Below are 25258 nucleotides of genomic sequence, written 5' to 3'. Positions count from 1 at the left end.
TCATGTGCGCTCATCGGGGCCGCCCAGGCCCCCGGTGCGAGCGGAGACCGGCCATGTCCGACCAGCAGTCCCCCAGCGTCGACCCTCCAGCGCGGCCCGAGCTGCGCAGGTCCCTCGGTGTCCTGGACGGCGTCGCCATCGCCGCGTCCAGCACCGCCGCGACCACCAGCATCGGCATCGGCCTCGGTGTCACGGCCGGCGTGGTCGGGCTGCACCTGCCCGCGATCATGCTGCTGGCGTTCCTGCCGATCCTCGGCATCGCCGGCGCCTACTCCCGGCTCAACAGGGTCGAGCCCAACGCGGGCAACGGCTATGTGTGGGTGGGCCGTTCGCTGACGCCCTGGCTGGGCTTCATGGTCGGCTGGGTGAACATCGTGGCCGTGGTGGCGTTCCTCGCGTACACCACGGCGGTCACGGGCTCGGCGCTGCTCCAGCTGGCGGGGGACGCGGGGCTGCACCGGGTGGGCGGCCTCGCGCTGGACCCGGGGTCCACCGCGCAGACCACGGCCGTCGGCATCGTGGTGCTGGTGGCGGTCACGCTGACAGCCGTGACCGGCATCCGCACCGCCGCGCGCCTGCAGGCCGGGCTGCTGGTCTTCGAGTACGTCGTCCTGCTGGGCTTCTGCGGATACGGCATCGTCACCGGCCCGCACGACTTCAGCCTGAGCTGGTTCGACCCGTTCGCGATCCCGTCGGCGACGGCGCTCGCACAGGGGCTGCTGCTGTCGGTGTTCTGCTACTGGGGCTTCGAGTCGGCGTTCAGCGTCAACGAGGAGGTGCGCGACCCGCGCGACGCGTCCCGGGCCGGGATCACCACCCTGTTCACGATGCTGGGGCTGTTCCTGCTCGGCTCGGTCGCCTTCCAACGCGTCCTGTCCGAGGAGGAGCTGGTCGGCCACGGCCCCGAGGGCCTGGCGTTCTTCGGCGACCGGCTGGCGTCCCAGCCCTGGGCGGCGCTCCCCCTGATCGCCCTGATGTTCTCGGCCGTCGCCTCCCTGCAGGCCGGCGTGATCCCCACGGCCCGGGCGATGTTCGCGATGAGCCGGGACCGTACGCTCGGGCCGGTGTGGTCCAAGGTCAGCCCCCGGTACGGGACTCCGGCGGCCGGGACGGTGCTCATCGGCACGCTGGCGGCGACGGTCGCGGCGCTCGCGCTGGTCATCCCGCGCCTCGCCGACATGATCATGGCGACGGTGAGTGCCGTGGGCATCGTGGTGGCCCTGTCCTACGCCCTCACGGCCATCGCGGCAGCGGTGCGGTTCCGCTCGCTGCTGCGCGAGGACTGGCGGCAGGGCATACGGGCGGTGGTGCTGCCCGCGCTGAGCGCGGCGGTCCTGCTGAGCCTCGGCGGCTACCTCGGCTGGTCGTTCGCCACCTCCGCCGACCACTTCGAAGTCAGCGCGGACAACGGATGGTTCCTGCTCTTCACCCCGGTCGCGATGATCGCGTCGGGCTTCGTGGCCGCCGCTTGGGCGAGGTGGGTGCGCAGGTCGCCGTACTTCCGCACCGGCAAGGGCACCGACGCCGATGCGCCCCAGCTCCTCGCCACCTCTCGATAGCCCCCTGAACCCCCTACCAGGAGACGGACCATGCACGCAGATCTCCTCTTCACCGGCGGCCCCGTCCTCACCCCCGAGGGCCGTACCGCGACCGCCGTGGCCGTCACCGGCGACCGCATCACGGCCGTAGGACGGGAGGAGGTGCACGATCTCGCCGGGCCGCGGACCGAGGTGGTGGACCTCGCGGGACGGCTGCTGCTGCCCGGCTTCCAGGACGCGCACGTGCATCCGGTGCCGGCGGGGCTGGAGCTGAGCCAGTGCGACCTGACCGGAGCGCGGACGGCGGACGAGACACTCGCCAAGGTGCGGGCGTACGCCGACGCGCATCCCGAGCGGCAGTGGATCACCGGTGGCGGCTGGTCGATGGAGGCCTTCGCGGGCGGTACACCGACGAAGGAGCTGCTGGACGCGGTGGTGCCCGACCGGCCCGTCTATCTGCCCAACCGCGACCATCACGGCGCCTGGGTCAACAGCCGCGCCCTCGCGCTCGCGGGCATCACGCGCGACACGCCCGACCCGGCCGACGGGCGGATCGACCGGGACGCCTCCGGCGAGCCGAGCGGCACCCTCCAGGAAGGGGCGATGCAGCTCGTGGGACGGCTCACCCCGCCGGCCACACCTGCCGACCGGCTGGCCGCCCTGCTGCACGCCCAGCGGCATCTGCACGCGCTCGGCATCACGGCCTGGCAGGACGCGCTGGTCGGGGACTTCCTCGGCATGGACGACCCGGCGGAGGCGTACCTGGCGGCAGCGCGGGACGGTTCGCTGACCGCGCGGGTCGTCGGCGCGCTGTGGTGGGACCGGGAGCGCGGCTCGGAGCAGATTCCCGAACTGGCGGAGCGACGGGAGGCATTGAGCCACGGCCGCTTCCGCGCGGGCAGTGTGAAGCTGATGCTGGACGGTGTCGCCGAGACCGGTACGGCGGCACTGCTGGACCCCTATCTCGACAAGTGCGGCTGCGCGACCGCCAACCGGGGCACCAGCTTCATCGACGCCGGGCAACTGCCCAAGTACGTCACCGAGTTGGACGCGCTCGGTTTCCAGTGCCACTTCCACGCCCTCGGCGACCGGGCCGTACGGGACGCGCTGGACGCGATCGATGCGGCGCGGGCCGCGAACGGGCCCAGCGACACGCGGCCCCACCTGGCCCATCTCCAGGTCGTCCACCCCACGGACGTACCGCGTTTCGCCCGGCTCGGGGCGACGGCGAACATCCAGCCGCTGTGGGCCGCGCACGAACCGCAGATGGACGAGCTGACGATCCCGTTCCTGGGGCCCGAACGGGCCGCGCGGCAGTACCCGTTCGGCGCCCTGCTGCGCTCCGGCGCCCGGCTCGCGGCGGGCAGCGACTGGCCGGTGAGCAGCCCCGATCCGTTGCACGGCATCCATGTCGCGGTCAACCGCAGGACACCCGACGCCGACGACACGCCGGTGTTCCTGCCCGGTGAACGCATCGGACTCGCCGAGGCATTGGCGGCCTACACGGCGGGGTCGGCGTACGTGAACCACCTCGACGACACGGGTGAGATTCGCGCCGGGGCGCTCGCGGATCTCGTGGTCCTGGACCGCGATCCGTTCGACGGCCCGGCGGAGGCGATCGCGGAGACGCGTGTATCTATCACTTACGTCGGGGGCGCGCGAGTATACGCAGCTCAACAGGCTTGAGCAGTAACGGACATCACGGTCCGGTTACGCGTAGATCATTTACGCCCTGGGCAGTCTCGTAGCGCTTTTCGGTTCAACTTTCGTATCGCGAAACCCAGTTCGAGCGTGCGGGCGGTCACGGTGACCGCCCGCACGCAGGGGCGTGGGGACTTTGCGCTGCCCAACCACGGCCGATCGATTCCGTTGCCAGGACCACAGCTTGAAGGGAGACCGGTGTGAATTCTCGAGTCGTAGGGGGTGGTCCGGAGACATCCACCGACAGCTTGCTCCAGGCGCAGCCAAGCCCGCAGCTCCAGCCGGCGGAGGCGGGGAACGCCCTGGCCCGCCTCTTCGCGAAACACATCAATGGGTGCACGGATGAGTTCCGAGATTCCCAGAACGCCGCTCAGCAGCGGCTGGACGCACTCATATCCCCCCGCGCCGGCACCACGCTGCATGTGGAGGGAGCCCTCCATCTGGCGCCGCGCGCGTTCCTCCCGCCCGACGAGGAGGGCCACGCCAGGTTGCGGCGACTGGACGCCGGCCTGCGCGTGATCGAAGCGGCCTTCCCCCAAGTCAGCACCGATGTCGAGGTCTGCCGACTGACGTGCACGATGCTGGAAGGGGCCTGGAGGAGCCGGGCGCTCACACCGCCGCGCGAGGAGGAGTGGACAACCGTCTGCGACTGCTCTCTGTGCCGTCGGCTGCCCACACCGCCCGAACGCACGCTGGCCGACTACGGTTGGCGGCAGAGCGCCGGTCGTCCCCTCACCGTCAAGACCTGGCCGTACCACCGGGAACTCGACAGCGTCCTGACCGGTGGCTGGGTCCTGGCCCGGCAGCTGAACGACTTCGAACGCGACCTCGGCTACCGCCACCGCTTCGAGGACGACATCCTGCTCTTCCACGAATACAAACGCGTGATCGACACCATAGACACCACGCACCTCACCCGACTCATCGAAGGCCGCTTGGCCGAGAGTTTCAGCATCAACACCGCACGGGCCCTGGTCTGCGGACTCTACGCGGCCCACAAGCGGTCCGTGGACGAGCACTGGCTCCAACAGCACCACGCGGGCAGCGTCGTACTCCCCCAGACCAACCCGCTCAGCCAGAGCACCTACTCGGTCCTGCAGATGATGGACTGCCTGTTCTGGCACGTCTCACCCGACACCGAACTCTGGCAGGAAGAACACCTCGCCTCCCTGCTGCTGTGCCGCGTCATCGACGACATGGCCGACGTACGAGCCGACGCCCTCACCGGCGAGATCAGCAACTTCTGGCTCGCCGACATACCCGCCCACACCAAGGCCCTCTACGCTGCCTGCGCCATCGCCACGGTCAAGTACGGCTGCATGCCCGAGGCGCATCGCTCGATGTGGAACACCTGGCTGATGCCCAGCACCATCGTCTGGTTGGGGCTCACGGGCCGCCACGGCTTGTGGTTCGACGGCATCACGCAGGGCCTCCCACCGGCGCAGGACTGCCCGCTGTGCGACCTTCAGCCCGACGCATGCACCGGCATCCTCACCCACGGCACCACCCTCACCATCGCCCCGCGGCCCACCGCACCGGCTCTGAGCGCCCGGACCGCCGAGCTGTCCGCACGCTGCCGGGACCAACACCCCGAGACCTGGCCCCTCTTCGACGCCGAGCTCCACGCCTTCGAAGCACTGCACGGCCCCTGGCACGGCAACACCGACAGCACATGGGAGGTCCTGCGCCGTACGTACATCGCCGCCGTGGAGGCAGCCGGCGCAGCACCGTCCACGGCCCGCGCTCGTGCGGTCCAGGAAGACTCCGGCGCAGTCGGATCCGAGTTCTTCCACGCCCTGCAGGACCCTGAGACCGGGAGGGAGGACACCGCACTGCTCGCCTACATGTTCGGCTGCGCGCACCCGCATTTCCTCTGGAACGCCACGGGGTACCGTCCCTCGGACCTCGCGGGCGACTGGCTCGACGGCTGACGCCGCTGCCCGGCCGGGTGATCCCGGCCGGGCAGCGGCGTCCTGGGGCCTAGGCCTCGAACTCGACCGGCAGGCTGTCCAGCAGGGACATCCAAGTGGACGCGGTCGAGGTGAGCTCCTCCGGCGGCACGGCCAGGTGCAGGCCGGGCAGACGGTGCAGCAGGACGTCCACCGCGACCTCGATGATGGACATCCCGATGTTCTGCCCGGGGCACTCGTGCGGGCCCGCGCCGAACGCCAGGTGCGCCTGGTTGCCCTGCACCGAGACATCCGGGTCGGGCCGGATCTCGGGGTCGACGTTGCCCGGGGCGAGACCGAGCACGAGCAGGTCGCCCTCCTCGATGCGGTGCCCGCCCAGTTCGACATCGCTGGCGGCGAAGCGCCCCGGCAGGACGGCCAGCGGCGGAGAGTTCCACATGGCCTCCTCCACCACCGCCGAGATGCTCAGCTGACCGCTGATCAGCCCGGAGAGCCGGGAGGCGTCGGTCAGGACCAGCTCCAGCACCCGGGCCAGCAGGTTGGTCGTGACGTGCGCGGCGATCAGCACCGCGCGCAGGTGGGCCACGACCTCGTCGTGGTCGAGCGCCGCGTGATGCTCCAGCAGGCTGGTGGCGAGGTCGGAGCCGGGTTCGGACCTCCTGCGCTCGGCGAGTTCGCCGAAGATCTCCCTGATCACGCCGTCGTGCATGACGGCGTCCTCGCCGCCCTTCATCACCTGGGCGCAGGACTCGACCAGGCGACGCCCCTGCGCCTCGGCGAGCCCCAGCATGCGGGCGATCACGAGCATCGGCAGATAGTCGGCGTAGTCCGACACGAGATCGGCCCGGCCGGAGTCCGCGAACGCGTCGATCTGCTTGTTGGCGAAGTGCGTGGCGTGGCGCCGGACACCGCGGTCGGCGGCGGACTGCAGCCCGTCGCTGACGGCACCGCGCAGCCGGCGGTGAGCCTCGCCGTCCTGGGACACACAGTCGGGGCGCCAGGCCAGCATCGGAACCAGCGGAGAGTTGTCCGCGACCCGGCCCTCCCGCCAGTCCCGCCAGATCCGCGCGTCCCGGGGGAACTGGAGGGGATTGTCGAGCACTCGCCGGCTGTCCCGGTAGCCCAGCACCAGCCAGGCCGGGATGTCGCCCTCCAGCAGCACCGGCGCGACGGAGCCGTGCTCCTTGCGCAGCCGCTCGTAGATGCCGCCCGGGTCGGTCGCCGCCTCCGGTCCGTACAGCCGGGTGAGCTCGGTGTCATGGCCGAAGGGGCAACCGCGCGGCGCCTCGGGATCGTTTAAGGGCTGGGCGTTCATCGGGACTCCAGTGGGACGGCAGAGCGTTCCTTCAGGTGACGTATCAGGGCGACGAGGACGTCACGGCTGGAAGCCCGGTCGCGGGCGTCGCAGGCCACGATCGGGATGTGCGGGGAGATGTCGAGGGCGTCCCGGATCTCCTCGACCGGATAGTCCCTGGAGTCGGGAAAGACGTTCAGCGCGACGACGAACGGCACGTCCTGCCGCTCCATCTCCTCGATCGCCCGGAAGCTGGAGGCGAGGCGGCGGGTGTCCACCAGGACGACCGCGCCGAGCGCGCCCTTGAACAGGCCGTTCCACAGGAACCAGAAGCGCTCCTGGCCGGGCGTGCCGAACAGGTACAGCATCAGGCTGTCGTTGAGGCTGATCTTCCCGAAGTCCAGGCTGACGGTGGTCTCCGTCTTGTCGGCGACGCCGATGAGGTGGTCGACGTCCGCGCTGGCCTGGGTGAGGGTCTCCTCGGTGGTGAGCGGCTTGATGTCGCTGACCGAGCGGACCATGGTGGTCTTCCCCGTGCCGAAGCCACCGGCGATCATCACCTTCACCGAGCGGGTGCCGCCGCCACCCGGCCCGCCGGGACGGTCAAAGCCTTTCAAGTCCACTGAGTACCTCCTCAAGGAGCGCGAGGTCGGGCCCGCGGCCGGCGTTGTGCGCCGGGATGGGGTCACGGGCTTCGACGTGGCCTGCCTCCAGCAGATCCGTCAGCAGCACCGCGAGAATGTTGAAGGGCAATCCGAGATGGGCGCCGAGTTCGGCCACCGACAGCGGATCGCGGCAGCGCCGGAGGATCTCCTCGTGCTCGTGCTGCAAGCCCGGTGCGGGGGCGGTGCGGGAGACGATGAGGGTTGCCACGTCGAGACTCGACGCCGAACCGCCCGGTCCGCTACGCCCCTTCGTCAGGACGTAATAGCGCTCGAGACCGGACGGATTCGTGGGCCGGCGGGGAGCACTCATCCAGAGTGCTCCTCCAGGCGCGGAGTGGTGCCGAGCAACTCACCCATCCGGCGCGCCAGGTCCCTCATCTGGTGGCCGAGCAGGCCCTGGTCGAGGCCTTCCCGGGCGAGCACTCCAAGATACGTCTCCACCCCGGCCCGTACGACGAACAGGTGGCCGCCGTCGACCTCGATCATCGCCAGCCTGAGCTGCCCCGCGTACTTGGGGAACTGCTCGGCGACCGGCTGGGCGAGCGCCTGCAGTCCCGCCACCACGGCCGCGAAGCGGTCGACGTCGTCGGGGTCCTCGGCGCCGTAGGAGGTGATGGCCTTGCCGTCGCTGGAGGCCACGAGGGCGAAGCGGATCTCCGGGATCGACTCCACCAGATCGCGGAGCGCCCAGCTCACATCGGTTCCCTGCTGCGTCATGTGGACTTGTCGCTCTCTTCAGTGCGGTGCTGCTCGGTGGACTCGCGGCTGTCGGCCGTCGTGCCGTCCTCGCCGGGCTCGCGGCCCGCGGTGGCGAAGGCGGCCAGACCGGCGAAGGACGCGTCGGGCGGAACGGCGGCGACGGACGTCGTCTCCTCGCTCCGCTCCGGACGCGGGGCCGGCTCGTGGCGTGCCGCCTCGTGCCGCTTGCTGCGGCGCCGGGGCAGGCCGCCTGGCGTGGTGTCCACGGCGTCGTCGGTGTCGGCCGGGGCCGCTGCCGGGGCGCGCTCTTCGCGGGCCGGGGCGGACGCGGCGGCGGCCGGTGCCGTCGGGGCGGTCGCCGCCGCGGTGGCGGAGGCGGCCGCGGGCAGCGGGCTGAAGTACTTGTGCGGAACCACGACCACCACCGAGGTGCCCAGCCACGGCGAGTCCGCGAAGGTGACGCGGATGCCGTACCGGCGGGCGAGGATGCCGACGACGCGCAGACCGATGTTCGCGTCCTCCGAGATGCCGCCGAGGCCCGCGCCGGGGGCGGTGCCGGCGAGGGCGTGCTCGGCCTCGCGCTTCTTCTCCTCGCTCAGGCCCTTGCCGGAGTCCTGGATCTCGATGCCGACACCGTTCGGGACCTCCTTGCCGGAGACGAAAACCGGCTCGGTGGGCGGCGAGTAGCGGGCGGCGTTGTCCAGCAGGTGGGCGAAGATCAGCGTGAGGTGGTCCACCAGGCCGCCGTCGACGCCGAGTTCGGGCAGGTGGCGTACGTCGATCCGGTGGAAGTCCTTGATCCGGCCGATGCCGCCGCGGACCACGCTGAGCAGGCGCTGCGGCTCCTGCCACTGCCGGCCCGGCCGGTCCGAGCCGCCGAGGACGCTGATGCTGGCGGCGAGACAGTCGGCGGGGCCGATCGCCTGGTCGAGCTCCATCAGGCCGCGCGCGACGGCCGGCAGCCGGCCGTGTTCGCCCTGCATCTCGTGGAGGCGGCCACGCAGCTTGCTGGTCAGGACGTGGATGCGGTTGCCGATGCTGATCACGGCCTGCTCGGCGGAGGTGGAGCGGTTGAACTCCTCCTCGACGCCGATCAGGGAGGTGCGCAGGACCTTGCGCAGACCGGCCTGCAGTTCGGCGCTGACCTTGGCGCACTGGTTGACGGCGGGCAGGACGTCGTCGATCGCGTCGCCCTCGCGCAGTTGCCGCAGCGCCTCGGGCAGCTGTTCGTCGGCGAGCCGGGTGACGGCGGCCAGCTGGTGGGACAGCTGCTCCTGCAAGATCTCGGCCTGGTCGGCGAGCTGGGCTTCGTAGGACCGGGCCTGGGCGGCGATCCGCTCCTCGTAGGAGGCGCTCTCCTCGGCGATCCGCTCCTCGTACGCCCGGGCCCGCTCGGCCAGTTGGGCCTCGTAGGCGCCGGACTGCTCAGTGAGGGCGCTCTCCAGGGCGGCGCGGTCGGCGCTGAACTTCCGCTCCAGGCCCGCCACATGCTGCTGCCACTGCTGCGAGTGCTCGGCCTGCGAGGCGCGGAACTCACCCTCGGACTTGGACAGCTGCGCCCGGGTACGCAACAGGAGGCGTACGCACACGGCGCTGGCCGCGGTCGCCGCGACACCGGCGACACCTGCGGTTATTCGCTCCGAGCTCATGAACGTGGCGGCAACCGTCCCACCTCCTAAAGCCAGTGGCATCAGCCACCAGCTGTACCAGGCGACAGGGGGCCGCGCCGCCGGCGGCGGAGTGGCGAGTTCCATCTGCATCCTTCGAGGCAACGATCGATCAAGGGGGGGGTGTGCAAGGCGATCGCACTCATGAGTACGCACCGCGAGATGACCGATCAGGACCGAGTCAACTCGCAGCGCCGAACGGGAGCTTATCGGGTTTGAACGCAAAAGGATCAACCTCGCAGGTTGACGGAAGTGAGGGTTCCATCACTCTCCGCCAGGAGTACAAACGTCGACAAATACCCTTACTGACCTGCACAGTTGGCGAAAACGCCGCCGGGGTTCACTGCGGTTCCACTTGCAGCCCATGCCGTCCTTCACCCTGGGCCACGCCTCGACACCGTCGGACGTTCGGACATACGCCATCGACTTGTCATCTGTCAGCCACAACCGCCAGTCGCCGCGCCGGTATCCCGTCGCAGGGGGCGCCCCCACGGAGCTGTTGATCTCGGTGACCGGCCCGCGGCGCCCGACTCGATGCGTGTCGCCCGCGGGCCGTTCTCGTCGAGGTTGCGGACGGGCACGTACAGCGGTCCGTCGTACGGTGTGACCGGCGGCGTTCCCCGGACGACCGCGCTCTCCTCCTCGCTACCGCATCCCACGACCGCTGTCGCCACCAGCACCGATGCGGCCACGAGGCCTCTGCGCATCCCCGCTGCCTGTTCACCTTGCTGCCTTGCGGAAGTGGTCCTTCGACGTGGCTGTGGCAGGAACGTTCACGCCTAACGGGCGGCAGCCGTCTGGAACGTACGCCGGTACGCCTGCGGCGACACCCCGATCGCGGCATGCAGGTGCTGGCGCAGGGAGGCTCCCGTGGCGAAGCCGACCTGGCCGGCGATCTGGTCCACCGACAGGTCGCTGGACTCCAGCAGATGCCGGGCGCGGGCGACGCGCTGCTGGATCAGCCAGCGGCCGGGGCTGAGGCCGACCTCGTCGTTGAAGCGGCGGGCGAAGGTGCGCAGGCTCATCCGGGCGTGGGCGGCGAGGTCGGCCAGGGTGAGGGGTTCGTCGAGGCGCTCCAGGGCCCAGGCGCGGGTGGCGGCGGTGCTCGCCGCTCCGCTCTCCGGGACCGGCTGCTCGATGTACTGGGCCTGGCCGCCGTCCCGGAAGGGGGGCACGACGCAGCGCCGGGCCACCGCGTTGGCGAGCTCGTGTCCGTGGTCGGTACGGACGATGTGCAGGCACACGTCGACGCCGGAGGCGGCGCCCGCCGAGGTGAGGATGCGGCCGTCGTGCACGAAGAGGACGTCCGGGTCCAGGTCGACGTGCGGGTAGCGGCGTCGGAACGGTTCGGTCACCTGCCAGTGCGTGGTGGCCCTGCGCCCGTCGAGGAGGCCCGCCGCGGCGAGGACGAAGGCGGCGGTGCAGATCGACACGATGCGTGCGTCCGGGCGGATCAGCGCGAGCGCGTCGGCGAGCTCGCCGGACAGCCGCGTGGGGATGTACGGGGTTGCCATGGAGGCGACCACCACGGTGTCGGCCGTGGCGAGGATCTCCGGGCCGTGCTGGACGCCGATCGTGAAGTCCGCGTTGCTGCGCACCGGCCTGCCGTCGACGCTGCAGGTCAGCACCTCGTACCGGCCGTCGGCCGCGCCGAAGATCCGGCTCGGGATGCCCAGCTCGAAGGGGTAGACGCCGTCCAGGGCCAGTACCACGACCCGTTCCACATACCGCTCACCGCTTCGCTCTCCGCTCATGGCACGATCCTATCGAAGCTTGGCAATCATGCCATTTTCCTGAGCGGCGGCTCCCGGCAGGCTGTTTCACCATGAGCACTGTGAACACGATGCGAGCCATCAGCCAGGACGTTCTCGGCGGTCCCGAGGTCCTCAGGGAAGTGGAAGTCCAGCGCCCCACCCCGCGCCCGAACGAGGTGCTGGTGCGCGTGCGCGTCGCGGGCGTCAACCCGACCGACTGGAAGCACCGCGCGACCGGCGGTTTCCTGGGCGCGCCGCCCTTCGTCCTGGGCTGGGACGTCTCCGGCGTCGTCGAGGCGGTCGGGATCGGCGTCGCCCGGTTCAAGCCCGGCGACGAGGTCTTCGGCATGCTGTCCTACCCGTTCGGCCACGGCTCGCACGCCGAGTACGTCACCGCGCCGGCGCGCACGTTCGCGCACAAGCCGGCCTCGATCGACCACGTTCAGGCGGGCGCGCTGCCGCTGGTCTCCCTCACCGCGTGGCAGGCCCTGGTCGAGTACGCGGACGTACAGCCCGGTCAGCGCGTACTGATCCACGCCGCCGCCGGCGGGGTCGGGCACGTGGCCGTGCAGATCGCCAAGGCGCGGGGCGCTTATGTGATCGGTACGGCGAGTGCGGGCAAGCACGACTTCCTGCGCGAGATCGGCGTGGACGAGGCAATCGACTACCGGGAGACGGACTTCGCCGAGGCCGTGAAGGACGTGGACCTCGTCCTGGACACGATCGGCGGGGACTACTCGACACGCTCACTACGTGTACTGCGCCCCGGCGGGCTCGTCGTCTCGATCCTGCCGGTCGGTTCGGACGACTTCTACGAGGAGGCCGAGCGGCTCGGTGTCCGGGCACTGCGGATGCTCGTCGACGCCTCGCACAGCGGCATGCAGGCGATCGCGGAGCTGGTCGAGGCGGGCAAGCTGCGCGCCGAGATCGCCGGGACGTTCCCGCTGGCCGATGCCGCCGAGGCGCATGCGCTGGGCGACACCGGCCGGACGACGGGGAAGCTGGTCCTGACGGTCGACTGACTCAGAAGGTCAGCACGGGCTTGATCGCCTTGCCGGCCCCCATGTCCCGCACCGCCTGATCGATGTCCGCGAACGGATAGGCGCTGATCAGGCGGTGCAGCGGGAGCCGCCCCTCCTTCACCAGCCTGACGAGGGCGGGGATGAAGGTCTGCGTCTCGGCGTCGCCGAGGGTGAGGCCGACGACCTGCTTGCCGCCGAGCAACCCGTTGACGTCCAGGGCGACTTCGGTGCCGAAGGGCGGGGCGCCGACGACGACCAGGGTGCCGCGGGCGGCGAGCGCGTCGACGCCCTGGCGCAGGACGCCGACGTTGCCCGTGGTCTCCACGACTCCGTCGGCGCCCTGGCCGCCGGTGATCCCGGCGAGCGCGTCGCCGAGGTCGGCCTCGGCCGCGTTGACGGTGTGGGTGGCACCCAACTCCTGGGCCAGGGACAGGCGTTCGCCGACCCGGTCGACGGCGACGATGTTCGTGGCGGGGGTGAGGGCGGCGGCCATGACGGCGGACAGGCCGACGGCTCCGGCCCCGAGGACGACGACCGTGCTGCCGGTGACCGGCTTGAGGACGTTCCAGACGGCGCCGACTCCGGTCTGCACACCGCAGCCGAGCGGGGCGATGGACTCCAGTGGCACGTCGGGGTCGACCTTGACCAGGCTGCGCTCGTCCACCAGCGCCCGCTCGGCGAAGGAGGACTGCCCGAAGAAGTGACCGCCGAGGGCCTCGCCGTCCCGGCTGATGGTGCTGGTGCCGTCGGCCCGGCGCCCGCCGATGAGGTTCAGCGGCAGCCACGTCGCGCAGTAGGCGGGGTGGCCGCCCCGGCAGTTGCGGCAGTCGCCGCAGGAGGTGAAGGACAGCACGACGTGGTCGCCCGGCGCGACGCCGGTCACGGACGGGCCGACGGCCTCGACGACGCCCGCGCCTTCATGGCCGAGGACGCCGGGGAGCGGGAAGGGCAGTCCGCCGCTCGCCACGCCGAGGTCCGTGTGACACAGGCCGGTGGCCACCATGCGGACGACGGCCTCGTGCGGCCCGGGCTCGTCGAGCTCGACGTCGGAGAGGGTGAAGGGCGCTCCGCCGGACTCGACGACGGCGGCACGGGTGGGGATGGACATCGTACGAACTCCTTGACGTGGGCGCTCAGTCGAGCGAGACGACGACGGACTTGGTGGTGGTGTAGGCGTCGAGCGCCTCGGGCCCGTACTCGCGGCCGAAGCCGGAGTCCTTGACGCCGCCGAAGGGGACCGCGGGGTCGAGCATCGCCCAGTCGTTGACCCAGACGATGCCGGCGTCCAGCCGGTCGGCGACGCGGTGCGCGCGGGCCAGGTTGCCGGTCTGGATGCCCGAAGCGAGGCCGTACGGCGTGGAGTTGGCGAGTTCGACGGCCTCGTCCTCGGAGTCGAAGGGCTGGACGGTAAGGACTGGGCCGAAGATCTCCTCCTGGACGGCCCGGGAGTCGTTCGCCAGGCCGGCGATCACGGTGGGCTTGTAGTAGTACCCGCCGTCCAGGTCGAGCCGCTCACCTCCGCAGACAATGCGGCCGCCCTCCTTGCGGGCCAGATCGACGTACTCCTCGACCTTGCGCAGGTGCCGCTCCCCCGCCATCGGGCCGACGACGGTCTCCGGCTTGCGGGGGTCGCCGATCGGCACGCCGGGCACGGCGTCGGCGAGGATGCCGAGCAGCGTGCTGTAGACCTGCCGGGCCACCAGCAGCCGCGGGCCACCCATGCAGAACTGCCCGGTGTTGAAGACGAAGCCCTTGATGATCGCGCCGACGGCCTTCTCCAGGTCGGCGTCCTCGAAGACGAGGTGGGCCGCGTTGCCGCCGAGCTCCATGGTGACGGGCTTGAGCGACTCCCCGGCGATGGCCGCGACCTTCCGGCCGACCGTGGTCGAGCCGGTGAAGGCGACCTTGTCGACCCCGGAGTGCCGCAGCAGTGCCTCGCCGGCCGCGGGGCCGCCGGTGACGACGTTGAGCACGCCGTCGGGAACCCCGGCCCGCTTGAAGAGGTCGGCCATGTAGAGGGCGCTGAGCGGGGTCTCCTCGGCCGGCTTGTGCACCACCGTGTTGCCGGCCGCCAGCGCCGGGCCGATCTTCGAGCCGGCCAGGATCAGCGGGAAGTTGTACGGGGTGATCGCCGCGACCACGCCGAGCGGGCGGCGCCGGACGTAGGCGAGGGCATTCATGGGCGTGTCCCGGACGGAGCCGTCCAGGGAGTGGGCGAGGGCGGCGAAGTGCTCGTAGTCGTTGGCCGCGTTGGTGACGTCGACGGCGTGGGCGAGCGTGATCGGCTTGCCGACGTCGCGGCTCTCCAGCTCGGCGATGGTGTCCGCGTTCTCCCGGATCAACTCGGCGATGCGGTGCAGCACCCGGCCGCGCTCGCGGCCGCTCAGCCCGGACCAGGCGCCGTCGTCGAAGGCCTCCCGCGCGGCGCGCACGGCCGCGTCCACATCGGCGGCACCGGCGTCCGCGACGGTCGTGACGACCGTGCCCCGGGACGGGTCGACCACCTCGGTACGCGCTCCGTCGGCGGCCTCGCGCCACTGGCCCCCGATGAACAACCGACCGGGTTCGATCTCGAAGGTGGTCATCGCCACTCCTCAGCCTCATCGCCAAGATTTCAACCAACAGGATTCCTGTTTGTCCGCAGTCTCATTACAGACAGGATTCCTGTCAATGCTCTAGGCTGAACTCATGCTCGACGCCCAGGCAACCAAGGCACCCCCGTCGCTTCTCTACATGGTGAAGCAGGTGGAGCTGGTCGTGCGCTCCCACCTGGACGAGCTCGTCAAGCCGTCCGGGATCACCGCGCTGCAGTACACCGCGCTCACCGTGCTGCAGCGGCACGACGGGCTGTCGGCCGCCCAGCTGGCGCGCGACTCCTTCGTCACGGCGCAGTCGATCGCCGATCTCGTACGGAGCCTGGAGACCCGCGGACTCGTCCGCCGGGAGCGCAACCCGCGCAACCGCCGCGAGCTGCTGATCCTGCTGACCGACGCGGGCCGTGAGCTGCTCGCACAGCACGAGCAGTCCGTGCGGGAGCTGGAGGAGCGGATGGTGCGGGACCTCACGACCCATCAGACCGAGCAGTTCCGCCAGGCACTGTCCAAGGCCTGGCACGCACTGTCGTAGGTCACGTCCGCGGCCGGACGGTGCTGCCGGAGCGGCCCCTGGGCTAGGATCGCGCCGGCTGATGATCGTCGGGGTCGCCGTCCTACCGAAGAGGGAGCCATGGGGCGAACAGTGGCCAGTGCGGTGGCCGGTCTGCTCGTACTGTTCGTCGGCAGCCTCGCCTTCAACGCGGCGTCCGAGCAGAGCCGTTGGCCGGGGCCGCTCGACCTTGTACGTGTGCACCCATGGGTGGCACTTCTCCTCCTGATACCGCTGTCGTTGACCGGACTGTGGCGGGCACCGCGCCGTGGCCGTACGCAGTCCCCACCCGAGCCCGTGGCGCACCGGCTGCCGCCGCGCAACACCGACTTCACCGGTCGTGACGCCACGCTGCGCGAGTTGCGTCAGGGCCTCGCCTCGGCGCACGACGTGGCGATGCTGGTCGTCCACGGGATGGGTGGCGTCGGCAAGACCCAGCTCGCCGTGGAGTACGCCTACCGCTACCTCTCGAAGTACCGGTTCGTCGCGTTCGTGAACGCCGAGCGCCCCGACCTGGTGGCGTCGCAGTTCGTCTCGCTGGCCGGGGAGCTGGGGCTGACCGAGGTGAACTCCGAGCAGGCCGTCCCACGGGTGTACGGCAAGTTGCGGGACCGCAGGCCCTGGCTGATCATCTTCGACAACGGGGAGCAGCCGGGCACGCTCACGCACGCGCTGCCGTCGGGTGACCTGGCGAGCAACGGCCATGTCATCGTCACCACCAGGGTGAGGGCCTGGTCGGGCAGCACCGGGGTCATCGACCTGGACGTGTTCACCAGGCAGGAGTCGGTGGAGCTGCTGGTCCGGCGGGTGCCCGGCATGACCGCTGCGCCGGCGGACCGGATCGCCGAGCAACTGGGGGACCTGCCGCTGGCGTTGGAGCAGGCGGCCGGGTACATGGGCTACCACCACACGGCGCCCGAAGAGTACCTGACACTGCTGACGTCGCAGCTGGAGGGCGTGATCGCGCGGGGCGAACAGACCGGCCGGCCGACGGTGGTCGCGTCCCTGTGGCTCAGCGTGCGAAGGCTGGAGACGGAACAGCCGCAGGCGGTGCGGCTGCTGGAGCTGTGTGCCCTGCTGGCGCCGGAGCCGATTCCGCTGGACCTGTTCACCGGCAGCCCCGACGTGCTGGACGTGGCCGCAGCCGACCCGCTGACGTGGGACACGACGGTCGGCGCCCTGGCGGGTCTGAGTCTTGCGAGGCGCGGGAACGCGTCGCTGGTGGTGCACCGGTTGGTACAGGCTGCCGTCCGGGCCGAGATGCCGGACGAGGTCCACACCGGCACTCGGGCCCAGCTGTGTCGTGCGCTGCTCGCGGCCGTGCCGGACGACATCCACGGCGACCCGGATGCACGGCCACGGTGGCAGCAACTGCTCCCCCACGTCATCGCGGTGACCAAGGACGAGCCGCCGGCCGAGTGCGCGGCGGAGACGGCGGTGCTGCTGAGGCTGGCCTCGGAATTCCTCGTCCAGATCGGGGACTACTCGATGGCACTGCGCCTGTGCGAACGCGCTCTCGCGATCGACGAGTCGCTCGAGGGCCGTGATGCGGAGATCGGTTTCGATCTCAGCACCCTGGCGCAGATCCACCGGGAGAACGACGCGCCGGAAAGGGCACTCCCGTTTGCGGAACGCGCACTGCGGCTGCACGAGTCCTGCCTGCCGGCGGACAGTCCCGTCATCGCTACGGACCTGGCCACGCTGGCACGCACACTGTGCCTGCTCGGCGAACACACGGCGGCGCTGCCACTGGCCGAGCGGGCGCTGCGGATCGACGAGGCCGCGCACGGGCCGGACGACCCGTACGTGAGCTTCGATCTGGTGGCGCTGGCGACCATCCACTTCGACCTCGGCGACTACGCCGCGGCCGAACCGCTGATCTCGCGGGCGCTACGGATCCGTGAGGCCCGGTACGCGCCGGACCACCTGTACATCGGGTACGCCCTGCTGTTCAAGGCCCGTGCCCTGCACGCCTTGAACGACCCGACCGCAGCGGACCTCGCGCAGCGGGGCGCACAGATACTGCACACCCGACTGGGCAGGACACACCCCAAGACCGAGGATGCGTTCGCTCTGGTCGACCGTCTGCGTTGACGACGCGGCGGCTCGGCACGGCGGCCATCCTCTGTCGCAATTCAAAGACATATGTCAATCGAACATGCTCAGATTCGCTCGATCGAGGGTAACTTGCAGTGCGGGGGCTGTATTTGGGCACCCCGCCGCAAGTGAACAGGTTGGAGGCGATGTCGTCGTGCAGCAGGATCCTGCGCCGTTCAGCCGGCATCTGCGCGTCCACCGGCACCGGGACCACACGGTGCTGGAGTTCCGCGGCGAGATCGACATCGCGGCGGCGGTGGAGATCGCCCCGTATATCGACCGGGTCACGACCCGCCCCGACGCCCGGATCATGATCGACCTCAGGAGCGTCGAGTTCTTCGACTGCTCCGGGCTGCGTCTGCTGTACCGGGCCCGCAGCCGGGTCCTCGACCACGGCGGGCAGCTGCACCTGGTCTGCACCCACCCGCTCACCCTGCGCGTGCTCAGGATCACCGGCCTGTCCCGGCTGCTGCCCCCGCATCCGACGCCGGACGCGGCCCTGGACCAGCCCGAGACCACGTCCGGCACCTTATGACGCCGTCAACCGCCTTGTAGAGGCGGCTACTTGAGGATCCTGGTGACCTGACCGGCCCCCACCGTCCGGCCGCCCTCGCGGATGGCGAACTTCAGCCCTTCTTCCATCGCGATGGGCTGGATCAGCTGGACGTGCATGCCGGTGTTGTCGCCCGGCATGACCATCTCGGTGCCCTTCGGCAGGGTCACCACGCCCGTCACGTCCGTCGTACGGAAGTAGAACTGCGGGCGGTAGTTCTGGAAGAACGGCGTGTGCCGGCCGCCCTCGTCCTTCGACAGGATGTACGCCTGCGCCTCGAACTCCGTGTGCGGGGTGACCGATCCGGGCTTGATGACGACCTGCCCGCGCTCGACCTCCTCCCGTTTCACGCCCCTCAGCAGCAGCCCGACGTTCTCGCCGGCCCGGCCCTCGTCCAGGAGCTTGCGGAACATCTCGATGCCGGTGACCGTGGTCTTCGTCTTCTGGTCGTGGATGCCGATGATCTCGACCTCGCTGTTCACGAGCAGCCTGCCGCGCTCGATCCGGCCGGTGACGACCGTGCCGCGCCCGGTGATCGTGAACACGTCCTCGATGGGCATGAGGAACGGCTTGTCGACATCGCGCTCCGGCTCCGGGACGGCCGTGTCGACGGCTTCCAGCAGATCCAGCACCGACCGGGCCCACTCCGGGTCCCCCTCCAGGGCCCTGAGCGCGGAGACCCTGACCACCGGGAGCTCGTCGCCCGGGAACTCGTACTCGGTGAGCAGCTCGCGCACCTCCAGCTCGACGAGCTCCAGGATCTCCTCGTCGTCGACCATGTCGGTCTTGTTGAGCGCGACGACGATGTACGGCACGCCCACCTGCCGGGCCAGCAGCACATGTTCCTTGGTCTGCGGCATCGGCCCGTCGGTGGCGGCGACGACCAGGATCGCGCCGTCCATCTGGGCCGCGCCGGTGATCATGTTCTTGATGTAGTCCGCGTGCCCCGGGCAGTCGACGTGCGCGTAGTGCCGGCGCTCCGTCTGGTACTCGACGTGCGCGATGGAGATGGTGATTCCGCGCTGCCGCTCCTCAGGAGCCTTGTCGATCATGTCGAACGGCGTGAACGGGTTCAGGTCGGGATACCTGTCGTGCAGCACCTTCGTGATGGCCGCCGTGAGCGTGGTCTTCCCATGGTCGATGTGACCGATGGTCCCGATGTTCACGTGCGGCTTGGTCCGTTCGAACTTCGCCTTCGCCATGGCGAGCCCTCCTGAGCATCCGGTGATGCCGAACGCCCGGTATCCGGGGTGATACCGAGCGCTGCTCCGCTCCCTCCTGTCTATTCGGTTCCCGGCGCGTCGAACAGGGCGCTGACGGACTCCCCGTTGTGAATGCGGCGCACGGCCTCGGCGAGCGCCGGGGCGATGGAGAGGATCCGCAGCTTCTCGGTGCGCTCCTCCGCCGGGACCGGCACGGTGTTCGTGCACACGATCTCCAGTACGTCGGGCTGCTCGCCGATCCGCTTGAGCGCACCGGAAGCGAACAGGCCGTGCGTGCAGGCGACCCGGATCGACCGGGGCCCCAACTCCCGCAGCCGGTCGAGGAGTTCCAGGACCGTACTGCCCTTGGCGATCTCGTCGTCCAGGACGATGACGTCCCGTCCGGTCACCTCGCCGATGACGGAGTTGATGCTGACCCGGTCGTCCGCGAACCGCTGCTTGGCACCGGCCGCCACCTGGGCGCCGATCATCCGCGCGAACGCGGCGGCCTCCTTGGCGTTGCCGAGGTCGGGCGAGACGACGGTCGTACGGGAGAGGTCGTACTGCCGGAAGTGCGCGGCGAGTTCGCGCAGCGCGTGCAGGTGGTCGACCGGCACCGTGAAGAAGCCGTGCACCTGGGGCGAGTGCAGCGTCATGGCGAGGACGCGGCTCGCGCCGGCCGCCACCATCAGGTCGGCGACGAGCCGGCCGCCGAGGGAGATGCGGGGCGCGTCCTTCTTGTCGGAGCGGGCGTAGGAGTAGTGCGGCATGACGACGGTGATCCGGCGCGCGGACGCCCCGCGCGCGGCGTCGCACATCAGCAGCAGCTCGACGAGGTGCTCCTGGACCGGCCGGACCAGGGGCTGGATCAGGAAGACGTCCCGTTCGCGGCAGTTGGCCTGAAGCTGCACCTCCAGGCAGTCGTTGGCGAACCGGCTGACCCGGGTGGGGCTGAGCGGCACGCCCAGATGCGCGCAGACCTCCGCCGCCAGCTCGGGGTGGGCACTGCCGCTGAACACGGCGATCTCTCGCACGATCCGCTCCTCGCATGATCATTCCGGGTGGCGGACTCATGCTACTGACGTCAGCAGAAACGTTGCGGCTCAGCGAGGGCGGGGGGCGTGTGGTGATCGCCTCACCACGACACGGGCAACCTGCGCGGGCTCCGCGTCATCTGCCCCTCCCGCCACTCGATCGTCTCGGGTGTGAACTCGGCGCGCAGGCGCGGGAAGCGGACGGCGAGGCCGTGCAGGGCGAGTTCGAGTTCCAGGCGGGCGAGCCAGGCGCCCAGGCAGTGGTGGGGTCCGGCGCCGAAGGCGATGCTGGGCGAGGTCAGGGGTGCGAAGAGGTCGGGCTCGCCGGGCGGGAAGACGTCCGGGTCGCGGCCTGCGGAGTTGGTCTGGACGGCGACGACGCTGCCCGCCGGGATCAGCACGCCGCCGACCTCGGCGTCCTCGACGGCGCGGCGGATCAGGCCGGGCAGGACGCGGCCCTCGCTGAGCGGGATGGTCCGCAGCAGCTGCTCGGCCGCGGTGGCCGCCGCCTCCCCGTCCTCGGCGAGTCCCTGCCAGGCGGCCCGTCCGTCGGTGAGGAGGTAGACGACGGCGTTGCCGAGCGCGGTCATGGTGGTCTCGTGCCCGGCGACGACCAGTCCGCAGACCAGCGTGACCAGCCGGCGCTCGTCGATCCCGAGGTCGTCCCCCGCCACGACCAGCCCGCTCACCAGGTCGTCGGCGGGCGACTTCCGGCGCTCGGCGACCAGTTCGCCGGCGAACTCGCCGAACTCGAGCATCGCCGACCGGACTTCCTCCGCGGTGTGGGCGCCGCCGGACAGGGCGTGGTCGGCCCAGTGCCGGATGCGGTCGCGGTCCACGTGCTCCAGCCCCATCAGGCGGCAGATCACCGAGACGGGCAGGGGACGCGTGAAGCCTTCGACGATGTCGGCGGGCCGGTTCTGTGCGGCGAAGTCGTCGAGGAGTGATGCGACGACCGTGGCCACCCAGGGCCGCCAACGGGCGATCGCCCGCGGCGTGAACGCCCGCTGGACCGTGCCGCGCAGCCGCTGATGAGCGGCGCCGTCCTGGTTGAGGAGCCCGTCCGGGGAGTCCAGCAGATTCGGTACGACGAGCAGGGGCGGGGCATCCGGGGCGTGCAGCGCACTCCGGTTGAACCGGGGGTCCATGAGCACCTGCCGCGCCTCGGCGTAGCGGGTCACGATCCACACCGGGGTGCCGGTGGCGAGGGTGCCGAGCCGGGGCGGTCCGGGCTCGGGGAGGCTGATGCGGTGCATGGGGCGAAGCGGCCGGGAGGTGCTGTCTGCGCTCATCCGGGTCTCCAGACGCGCCGGTACGGACGGTTTCCCACGCTAGTGCGCCCTCCCTGCTCCGGTCAGGGGCGGCAATCGGCCAACGGACCGGTCCGGCAAGGGATTTGGGGGTACTTGGTTGAACAGGGAAGGAGGAACGTCGACATGACGACTCCCATCAAGCGCATCAACAAGCGCATGCCCGGCTGGGCGAAGGCGGTGAGCGCCCTCGTGCTGGTGCTCGTCGTCTTCTTCGCCGGGATCCGGCTGAGCGTGATCCCCGGTCTGAAGGACCTGTTCGGCACGGAGACCAACGACCGCTCGGGTCCCGCACTGCTCCAGTCCATCCAGGACATGAGCCGCTACGACGCCGCCTCCGGCAACTTCCAGATCGTCGTGGATCTGGAGAAGGACGCCAAGTTCCTGCCCGACGCGATCCGCGGCAGCCGCACCCTGTACGTCGGCGCGGGCACCGTGGACGCCTATGTCGACCTCGGAAAGGTCGGCAAGGACGACGTCACGGTCAACGACGACCGTACGTCCGCCACGCTCCGTCTCCCGCACGCCGTCCTCGGCAAACCGTCCCTGGACCCCGACCGCTCCTACGCCGTGTCCAAGCAGCGCGGTCTCCTCGACCGCCTCGGCGATCTCTTCTCCGACAACCCGAACAGCGAACAGGCCGTGCAGAAGCTGGCGGTCAAACACATCGGCGATGCGGCGAAGGACAGCGAACTGACTGCGCGCGCCGAGACCAACACCACCGACATGCTCGAGGGCCTGCTGCACTCCCTCGGTTTCAAGGAGGTGAAGGTGACGTACGGGGCTTGATCGGCGATTCCCCTACGACAACAGGCCTGGCAGGGCCAGCGCCCCCAGCACCGTGGCGCCCACCAGCACCCAGGCCACGTAGTCCCCGACGTGCCCGGACTGCAGGCGCCGCAGCGGCAGCGCCCGGTCCGGGGCGGCGAGGAGCCTCGGCCGCGTGACGGCCAGGGCCGCGAGGCCCAGGGCCAGCCCGGTCGAGGCGAGGTCCAGCAGCACACCGGCCGGGCTCCAGTGCGGGGCGGGGACCACCGCACCGCCGGACCCGGCCTCGTTGACGGCGCGTGCCACCACCTCACCGAAGCCGGGGGCCACGCCGACGGCGAGTGAACCGGCGAGCAGCAGGGCTGGGACGGCGGTCATGGTGTCGGGGATCCGGCGGAGTCGGTGCCGGGTCTCGGGCCGCTCGCCGGCGCCGGTCGTCTCGTACACCGCCTTGTCGTACGGTCTGGGCCCGACCCCCAGGAACACGCGCGCGGCGACGCGCAGCACCGCTCCGGCGGTGACCGCGGTCGCCACGACGTACAGCACGGTGAGCGGGCCGCCCAAGGCCTCCTCCGTGACGGCCTTCCCGAAGGCCGTACCGAAGGGCGGCAGTCCCGCGAGGGCCAGCCCGGCCACGGCGAACAGCACGGCGACGCCCCGCAGTTCCCGGGCACGTCCGTGCAGGGCGTGTTCGTCGACGCTGCCGTACCGGTCGAGGAGGATGCCCGTGCAGGCGAACAGGGCGGCCTTCACACCGGCGTGGCCGAGGACGTACAGCGCGATCCCGTCGTCGGCCTCCGGTGTCAGAGCGCCGATGCCGATGAGGAACAGCCCCGTGTGGGCGACCGTCGAGTACGCCAGCAGCCGTTTGATGTGCCTCTGGTACCAGCACATCACCGCGCCGATCAGCGCCGTCACCGCGCCGAGCACGAGGAGCACCCGCTCCAGGTCGGCCGCGGGGATGCCGCCGGGTCCGGCGAAGACCGTGCCGTACACCCGCCAGACGCCGTACGCGCCGAGTTCGACCATGACGCCCGACAGCAGCATGCACACCGGGGTGGGTGCGACGGCGTGGGCGTCCGGGAGCCAGAAGTGGAAGGGCACGGCGGCCGCCTTGACCAGCAGGCCGGTCATGAGGAGGACGAAGGCGGCGAGGACCAGCGCGTCCGGCGGGCCGTGGGCGTCGAGGCCGCGGCCGATCTGGGTCATGGCGAGCTCGCCGGTACGGGCGTAGAGCAGGCCGATGCCCATCAGCATGGCGTAGGCGCCGAGGGAGGTGACGACCCCGAAGGTCAGCGCGCCCTGCACGGCCCTGGCCTCCTCGACCCGGGTGCCGGTCAGCGCGTACGCGACGACGCTCATCAGCTCGAACCACACGAACGCGTTGAACAGGTCGCCCGCGATCGCGAACCCGCACATGCCGCCCTGGAAGAGCAGTATCAGCGCGGGGAACGAGCCGGCGTGCCGGCGCGGGGGTTCGTCGAAGTAGTGCCAGGAGTACGCCAGGGCCGCGAGGGTCAGCAGTGAGGCGAGGGCGGCCATGCCCAGGCCCGGGCCGTCCCCTACCAGGACGATGCCGACGCTGCGGCCGCCCACGGGAGTCCAGCCGCCGACCCATTCGGTCATCGGCGGCGAGGAGTTCAGCAGCAGCACGATGGCGAGCCCGGCGGTGCCCGCCGAGACGGCACAGCCCACGGACTCGGCGAGGACGCGGGGCACCCGGCGTCCGCCCGCGACCAGGAGGGCGGCCCCGAGGAGCGGTACGGCGACGAGCAGCGGCAGCAGGTCGTTCATCAGCCGCGCAGCTCGGAGAGTTCGTCGGGGTCCACCGTGCCGTGCCGTTTGGAGACCTGGATGACGAGCGCCAGGAGGAGGGCGGTGACGGTGGCGCCGACGACGACGTCCGTGAGGGCCAGTGCCTGCACGACCGGGTCGACGACGGGGCGTGAGCCGGGCTCGATGTCGGAGAAGACGGGCGCGGTGGCGCCGTCGCGGTAGCCGACAGCGAGCAGCAGGACGTACGTCGCGGACTGGCAGACGGAGAGGCAGCCGACGGCGTGGATGAGATTGCGGCTGGTGGCGAGGCCGTAGCAGCCGGCCAGGAAGATCCACGCGGAGACGAGGTAGGGCAGTACATCCATCACGGTGCTCTCACTTCCCGCTCTCCTCCTCGATCTCGACGGCCTGGTCCAGGAAGCGGGCGAGCAGCACGACGACCGCGCAGGCCACCTCCATGCCGATGGCCGCGTTCAGCAGGGGAACGGTGCCGCCGGAGGACAGCGTGTTGAACGTGCCGTACGGCAGCAGGGTGTTGGCGAGGAACGCGGTGCCCCCGATGAGACCCGCGAGGCCGGTGACGAGGTAGGCGGAGGCGGACAGGGCGTCGCCGACCTCGTACAGGCCGACCGGGCGGATGCGTTCCAGGGCTCGGTAGTCGGCGCCGAGGTAGAGCAGGTGCAGGGAGGTCGCGGCGACGACGCCGCCCTGGAAGCCGCCGCCCGGGCTCAACTGCCCGTGAGCGATGACGTACAGCCCGGTGGCCAGGGCGACCGGCAGGACGACCAGGGCGTACCGGCGTACGGGTGGGGCCACGTCGGCGGGTTCGGGCCGGGCGCGGTGTTCGTCGCGGGTCTGCCGCAGCAGGACGACACAGCCGACGACGGCCGCGAACAGGATGGTCATCTCGCCGAGGGTGTCGAAGGCGCGCTGGTCGAAGTTGACGGAGGCGACGGTGTTGGCGGTGTGCCGGGCGAGGGACGCGTGCACGGCGCGGTCGCCGTAGGGATGGCGGTCGCCGCCGAAGTCGGGCAGGCGCAGGCAGGCGGCGACGAGGAGTGCGGCGAGGCCGGCGCCGCCGACCGCGACGAGCCAGAGCCGGGTGCGCGGGGTCATCGCTCCCG

Annotated in this window: 22 protein-coding genes; 8 read left to right on the top strand and 14 right to left on the bottom strand. The window is 70.8% G+C overall.

Features of this window, described 5'->3' with window-relative positions; all coding sequences use genetic code 11:
• The first annotated feature begins 53 nt into the window (after nt 1–53).
• The 3 genes from ACZ7L6_RS31355 to ACZ7L6_RS31345 all read left to right on the top strand — a co-directional run bounded on the left by ACZ7L6_RS31355 (nt 54) and on the right by ACZ7L6_RS31345 (nt 5170).
• Nucleotides 54–1559: an APC family permease gene (locus tag ACZ7L6_RS31355; RefSeq protein WP_471929704.1), complete on the top strand. Its 1506-nt coding sequence runs from the start codon at nt 54–56 to the stop codon at nt 1557–1559.
• A 30-nt stretch (nt 1560–1589) separates the two neighbouring features.
• Complete coding sequence (locus ACZ7L6_RS31350) at nt 1590–3224, top strand: amidohydrolase (protein ID WP_471929702.1); 1635 nt, start codon at nt 1590–1592, stop codon at nt 3222–3224.
• A gap of 215 nt (nt 3225–3439) precedes the next feature.
• Nucleotides 3440–5170 (top strand): hypothetical protein, encoded by a 1731-nt coding sequence (locus tag ACZ7L6_RS31345; protein WP_471929700.1) that lies wholly within the window; start codon nt 3440–3442, stop codon nt 5168–5170.
• Nucleotides 5171–5219: 49 nt separating this feature from the next.
• On the opposite strand, the gene ACZ7L6_RS31340 is transcribed toward ACZ7L6_RS31345, so the two are convergent.
• The 6 genes from ACZ7L6_RS31340 to ACZ7L6_RS31315 all read right to left on the bottom strand — a co-directional run bounded on the left by ACZ7L6_RS31340 (nt 5220) and on the right by ACZ7L6_RS31315 (nt 11228).
• The gene (locus ACZ7L6_RS31340; RefSeq protein WP_471929698.1) at nt 5220–6464 is read right to left on the bottom strand and encodes a cytochrome P450; all 1245 of its coding nucleotides are present in this window, start codon (nt 6462–6464) and stop codon (nt 5220–5222) included.
• On the bottom strand, nt 6461–7066 hold the full coding sequence (locus ACZ7L6_RS31335) for a GTP-binding protein (RefSeq protein WP_471929696.1): 606 nt from the start codon (nt 7064–7066) through the stop codon (nt 6461–6463). Before ACZ7L6_RS31335 ends, ACZ7L6_RS31340 begins: the two co-directional genes overlap by 4 nt.
• Entirely contained in the window at nt 7047–7418 is a 372-nt protein-coding gene (locus ACZ7L6_RS31330; RefSeq protein WP_471929694.1) for a DUF742 domain-containing protein, read from the bottom strand. The genes ACZ7L6_RS31335 and ACZ7L6_RS31330 overlap by 20 nt, the downstream gene beginning before the upstream one ends.
• Nucleotides 7415–7825, bottom strand: coding sequence for a roadblock/LC7 domain-containing protein (locus ACZ7L6_RS31325; protein ID WP_015655861.1), 411 nt, complete (start codon nt 7823–7825; stop codon nt 7415–7417). The genes ACZ7L6_RS31330 and ACZ7L6_RS31325 overlap by 4 nt, the downstream gene beginning before the upstream one ends.
• The gene (locus tag ACZ7L6_RS31320) at nt 7822–9561 is read right to left on the bottom strand and encodes an ATP-binding protein (protein ID WP_471929869.1); all 1740 of its coding nucleotides are present in this window, start codon (nt 9559–9561) and stop codon (nt 7822–7824) included. The genes ACZ7L6_RS31325 and ACZ7L6_RS31320 overlap by 4 nt, the downstream gene beginning before the upstream one ends.
• A 692-nt stretch (nt 9562–10253) precedes the next feature.
• Nucleotides 10254–11228, bottom strand: a complete 975-nt coding sequence (locus tag ACZ7L6_RS31315) for a GlxA family transcriptional regulator (RefSeq protein WP_471929692.1) — start codon at nt 11226–11228, stop codon at nt 10254–10256.
• Between the two features lie 71 nt (nt 11229–11299).
• Here ACZ7L6_RS31315 and ACZ7L6_RS31310 point away from each other — a divergent pair, with 71 nt between their 5' ends.
• Complete coding sequence (locus ACZ7L6_RS31310; RefSeq protein ID WP_471929690.1) at nt 11300–12250, top strand: NADP-dependent oxidoreductase; 951 nt, start codon at nt 11300–11302, stop codon at nt 12248–12250.
• A 1-nt stretch (nt 12251) separates the two neighbouring features.
• Here the strand turns inward: ACZ7L6_RS31310 and ACZ7L6_RS31305 are convergent, their stop codons facing one another.
• Nucleotides 12252–13358, bottom strand: a complete 1107-nt coding sequence (locus ACZ7L6_RS31305) for an NAD(P)-dependent alcohol dehydrogenase (RefSeq protein WP_471929688.1) — start codon at nt 13356–13358, stop codon at nt 12252–12254.
• A gap of 25 nt (nt 13359–13383) precedes the next feature.
• Nucleotides 13384–14835, bottom strand: a complete 1452-nt coding sequence (locus ACZ7L6_RS31300) for an aldehyde dehydrogenase family protein (protein WP_471929686.1) — start codon at nt 14833–14835, stop codon at nt 13384–13386.
• Nucleotides 14836–14938: 103 nt separating this feature from the next.
• On the opposite strand from ACZ7L6_RS31300, the gene ACZ7L6_RS31295 reads away from it, so the two are divergent.
• The 3 genes from ACZ7L6_RS31295 to ACZ7L6_RS31285 all read left to right on the top strand — a co-directional run bounded on the left by ACZ7L6_RS31295 (nt 14939) and on the right by ACZ7L6_RS31285 (nt 18026).
• Nucleotides 14939–15376: a MarR family winged helix-turn-helix transcriptional regulator gene (locus tag ACZ7L6_RS31295; protein WP_471929684.1), complete on the top strand. Its 438-nt coding sequence runs from the start codon at nt 14939–14941 to the stop codon at nt 15374–15376.
• Nucleotides 15377–15475: 99 nt separating this feature from the next.
• Nucleotides 15476–17488, top strand: a complete 2013-nt coding sequence (gene fxsT, locus ACZ7L6_RS31290) for an FxSxx-COOH system tetratricopeptide repeat protein (protein WP_471929682.1) — start codon at nt 15476–15478, stop codon at nt 17486–17488.
• A gap of 157 nt (nt 17489–17645) precedes the next feature.
• Entirely contained in the window at nt 17646–18026 is a 381-nt protein-coding gene (locus tag ACZ7L6_RS31285; RefSeq protein ID WP_471929680.1) for an anti-sigma factor antagonist, read from the top strand.
• A gap of 26 nt (nt 18027–18052) precedes the next feature.
• Here ACZ7L6_RS31285 and tuf read toward each other — a convergent pair whose 3' ends face one another.
• From tuf to ACZ7L6_RS31270, 3 genes are all read right to left on the bottom strand, one after another.
• Entirely contained in the window at nt 18053–19246 is a 1194-nt protein-coding gene (gene tuf, locus ACZ7L6_RS31280; RefSeq protein WP_471929678.1) for an elongation factor Tu, read from the bottom strand.
• A gap of 80 nt (nt 19247–19326) precedes the next feature.
• On the bottom strand, nt 19327–20280 hold the full coding sequence (locus ACZ7L6_RS31275) for a ribose-phosphate diphosphokinase (protein ID WP_471929676.1): 954 nt from the start codon (nt 20278–20280) through the stop codon (nt 19327–19329).
• Between the two features lie 101 nt (nt 20281–20381).
• Nucleotides 20382–21572, bottom strand: coding sequence for a cytochrome P450 (locus tag ACZ7L6_RS31270; RefSeq protein ID WP_471929674.1), 1191 nt, complete (start codon nt 21570–21572; stop codon nt 20382–20384).
• A 144-nt stretch (nt 21573–21716) separates the two neighbouring features.
• Between ACZ7L6_RS31270 and ACZ7L6_RS31265 the strand changes: the two genes are divergently transcribed.
• On the top strand, nt 21717–22379 hold the full coding sequence (locus tag ACZ7L6_RS31265) for a DUF4230 domain-containing protein (RefSeq protein ID WP_471929672.1): 663 nt from the start codon (nt 21717–21719) through the stop codon (nt 22377–22379).
• 12 nt (nt 22380–22391) lie between these two features.
• Here the strand turns inward: ACZ7L6_RS31265 and ACZ7L6_RS31260 are convergent, their stop codons facing one another.
• The 3 genes from ACZ7L6_RS31260 to ACZ7L6_RS31250 are packed head-to-tail and all read right to left on the bottom strand — an operon-like array spanning nt 22392 to nt 25250.
• On the bottom strand, nt 22392–24152 hold the full coding sequence (locus ACZ7L6_RS31260; RefSeq protein ID WP_471929670.1) for a complex I subunit 5 family protein: 1761 nt from the start codon (nt 24150–24152) through the stop codon (nt 22392–22394).
• Nucleotides 24152–24499, bottom strand: coding sequence for a sodium:proton antiporter (locus ACZ7L6_RS31255; protein WP_471929867.1), 348 nt, complete (start codon nt 24497–24499; stop codon nt 24152–24154). Before ACZ7L6_RS31255 ends, ACZ7L6_RS31260 begins: the two co-directional genes overlap by 1 nt.
• A gap of 10 nt (nt 24500–24509) precedes the next feature.
• Nucleotides 24510–25250 (bottom strand): MnhB domain-containing protein, encoded by a 741-nt coding sequence (locus ACZ7L6_RS31250; protein ID WP_471929668.1) that lies wholly within the window; start codon nt 25248–25250, stop codon nt 24510–24512.
• Between the last annotated feature and the right edge of the window lie 8 nt (nt 25251–25258).

The sequence above is a fragment of the Streptomyces sp. NPDC107522 genome (assembly GCF_055657525.1).
Note: the sequence above shows the minus strand (reverse complement) of the source record. Positions and strands in the feature narration are given on the sequence as shown.

What these genes read in the sequence shown, in the direction of transcription:
- ACZ7L6_RS31305 (WP_471929688.1), bottom strand. Translation starts at nt 13,358, where the DNA reads ATGTCCATCCCCACCCGTGCCGCCGTCGTCGAGTCCGGCGGAGCGCCC.
- ACZ7L6_RS31325 (WP_015655861.1), bottom strand. Translation starts at nt 7,825, where the DNA reads ATGACGCAGCAGGGAACCGATGTGAGCTGGGCGCTCCGCGATCTGGTG.
- ACZ7L6_RS31310 (WP_471929690.1), top strand. Translation starts at nt 11,300, where the DNA reads ATGAGCACTGTGAACACGATGCGAGCCATCAGCCAGGACGTTCTCGGC.
- ACZ7L6_RS31320 (WP_471929869.1), bottom strand. Translation starts at nt 9,561, where the DNA reads ATGGAACTCGCCACTCCGCCGCCGGCGGCGCGGCCCCCTGTCGCCTGG.
- ACZ7L6_RS31270 (WP_471929674.1), bottom strand. Translation starts at nt 21,572, where the DNA reads ATGAGCGCAGACAGCACCTCCCGGCCGCTTCGCCCCATGCACCGCATC.
- ACZ7L6_RS31355 (WP_471929704.1), top strand. Translation starts at nt 54, where the DNA reads ATGTCCGACCAGCAGTCCCCCAGCGTCGACCCTCCAGCGCGGCCCGAG.
- ACZ7L6_RS31260 (WP_471929670.1), bottom strand. Translation starts at nt 24,152, where the DNA reads ATGAACGACCTGCTGCCGCTGCTCGTCGCCGTACCGCTCCTCGGGGCC.
- ACZ7L6_RS31330 (WP_471929694.1), bottom strand. Translation starts at nt 7,418, where the DNA reads ATGAGTGCTCCCCGCCGGCCCACGAATCCGTCCGGTCTCGAGCGCTAT.
- fxsT (WP_471929682.1), top strand. Translation starts at nt 15,476, where the DNA reads ATGGGGCGAACAGTGGCCAGTGCGGTGGCCGGTCTGCTCGTACTGTTC.
- tuf (WP_471929678.1), bottom strand. Translation starts at nt 19,246, where the DNA reads ATGGCGAAGGCGAAGTTCGAACGGACCAAGCCGCACGTGAACATCGGG.
- ACZ7L6_RS31265 (WP_471929672.1), top strand. Translation starts at nt 21,717, where the DNA reads ATGACGACTCCCATCAAGCGCATCAACAAGCGCATGCCCGGCTGGGCG.
- ACZ7L6_RS31295 (WP_471929684.1), top strand. Translation starts at nt 14,939, where the DNA reads ATGCTCGACGCCCAGGCAACCAAGGCACCCCCGTCGCTTCTCTACATG.
- ACZ7L6_RS31250 (WP_471929668.1), bottom strand. Translation starts at nt 25,250, where the DNA reads ATGACCCCGCGCACCCGGCTCTGGCTCGTCGCGGTCGGCGGCGCCGGC.
- ACZ7L6_RS31255 (WP_471929867.1), bottom strand. Translation starts at nt 24,499, where the DNA reads ATGGATGTACTGCCCTACCTCGTCTCCGCGTGGATCTTCCTGGCCGGC.
- ACZ7L6_RS31315 (WP_471929692.1), bottom strand. Translation starts at nt 11,228, where the DNA reads ATGAGCGGAGAGCGAAGCGGTGAGCGGTATGTGGAACGGGTCGTGGTA.
- ACZ7L6_RS31350 (WP_471929702.1), top strand. Translation starts at nt 1,590, where the DNA reads ATGCACGCAGATCTCCTCTTCACCGGCGGCCCCGTCCTCACCCCCGAG.
- ACZ7L6_RS31340 (WP_471929698.1), bottom strand. Translation starts at nt 6,464, where the DNA reads ATGAACGCCCAGCCCTTAAACGATCCCGAGGCGCCGCGCGGTTGCCCC.
- ACZ7L6_RS31300 (WP_471929686.1), bottom strand. Translation starts at nt 14,835, where the DNA reads ATGACCACCTTCGAGATCGAACCCGGTCGGTTGTTCATCGGGGGCCAG.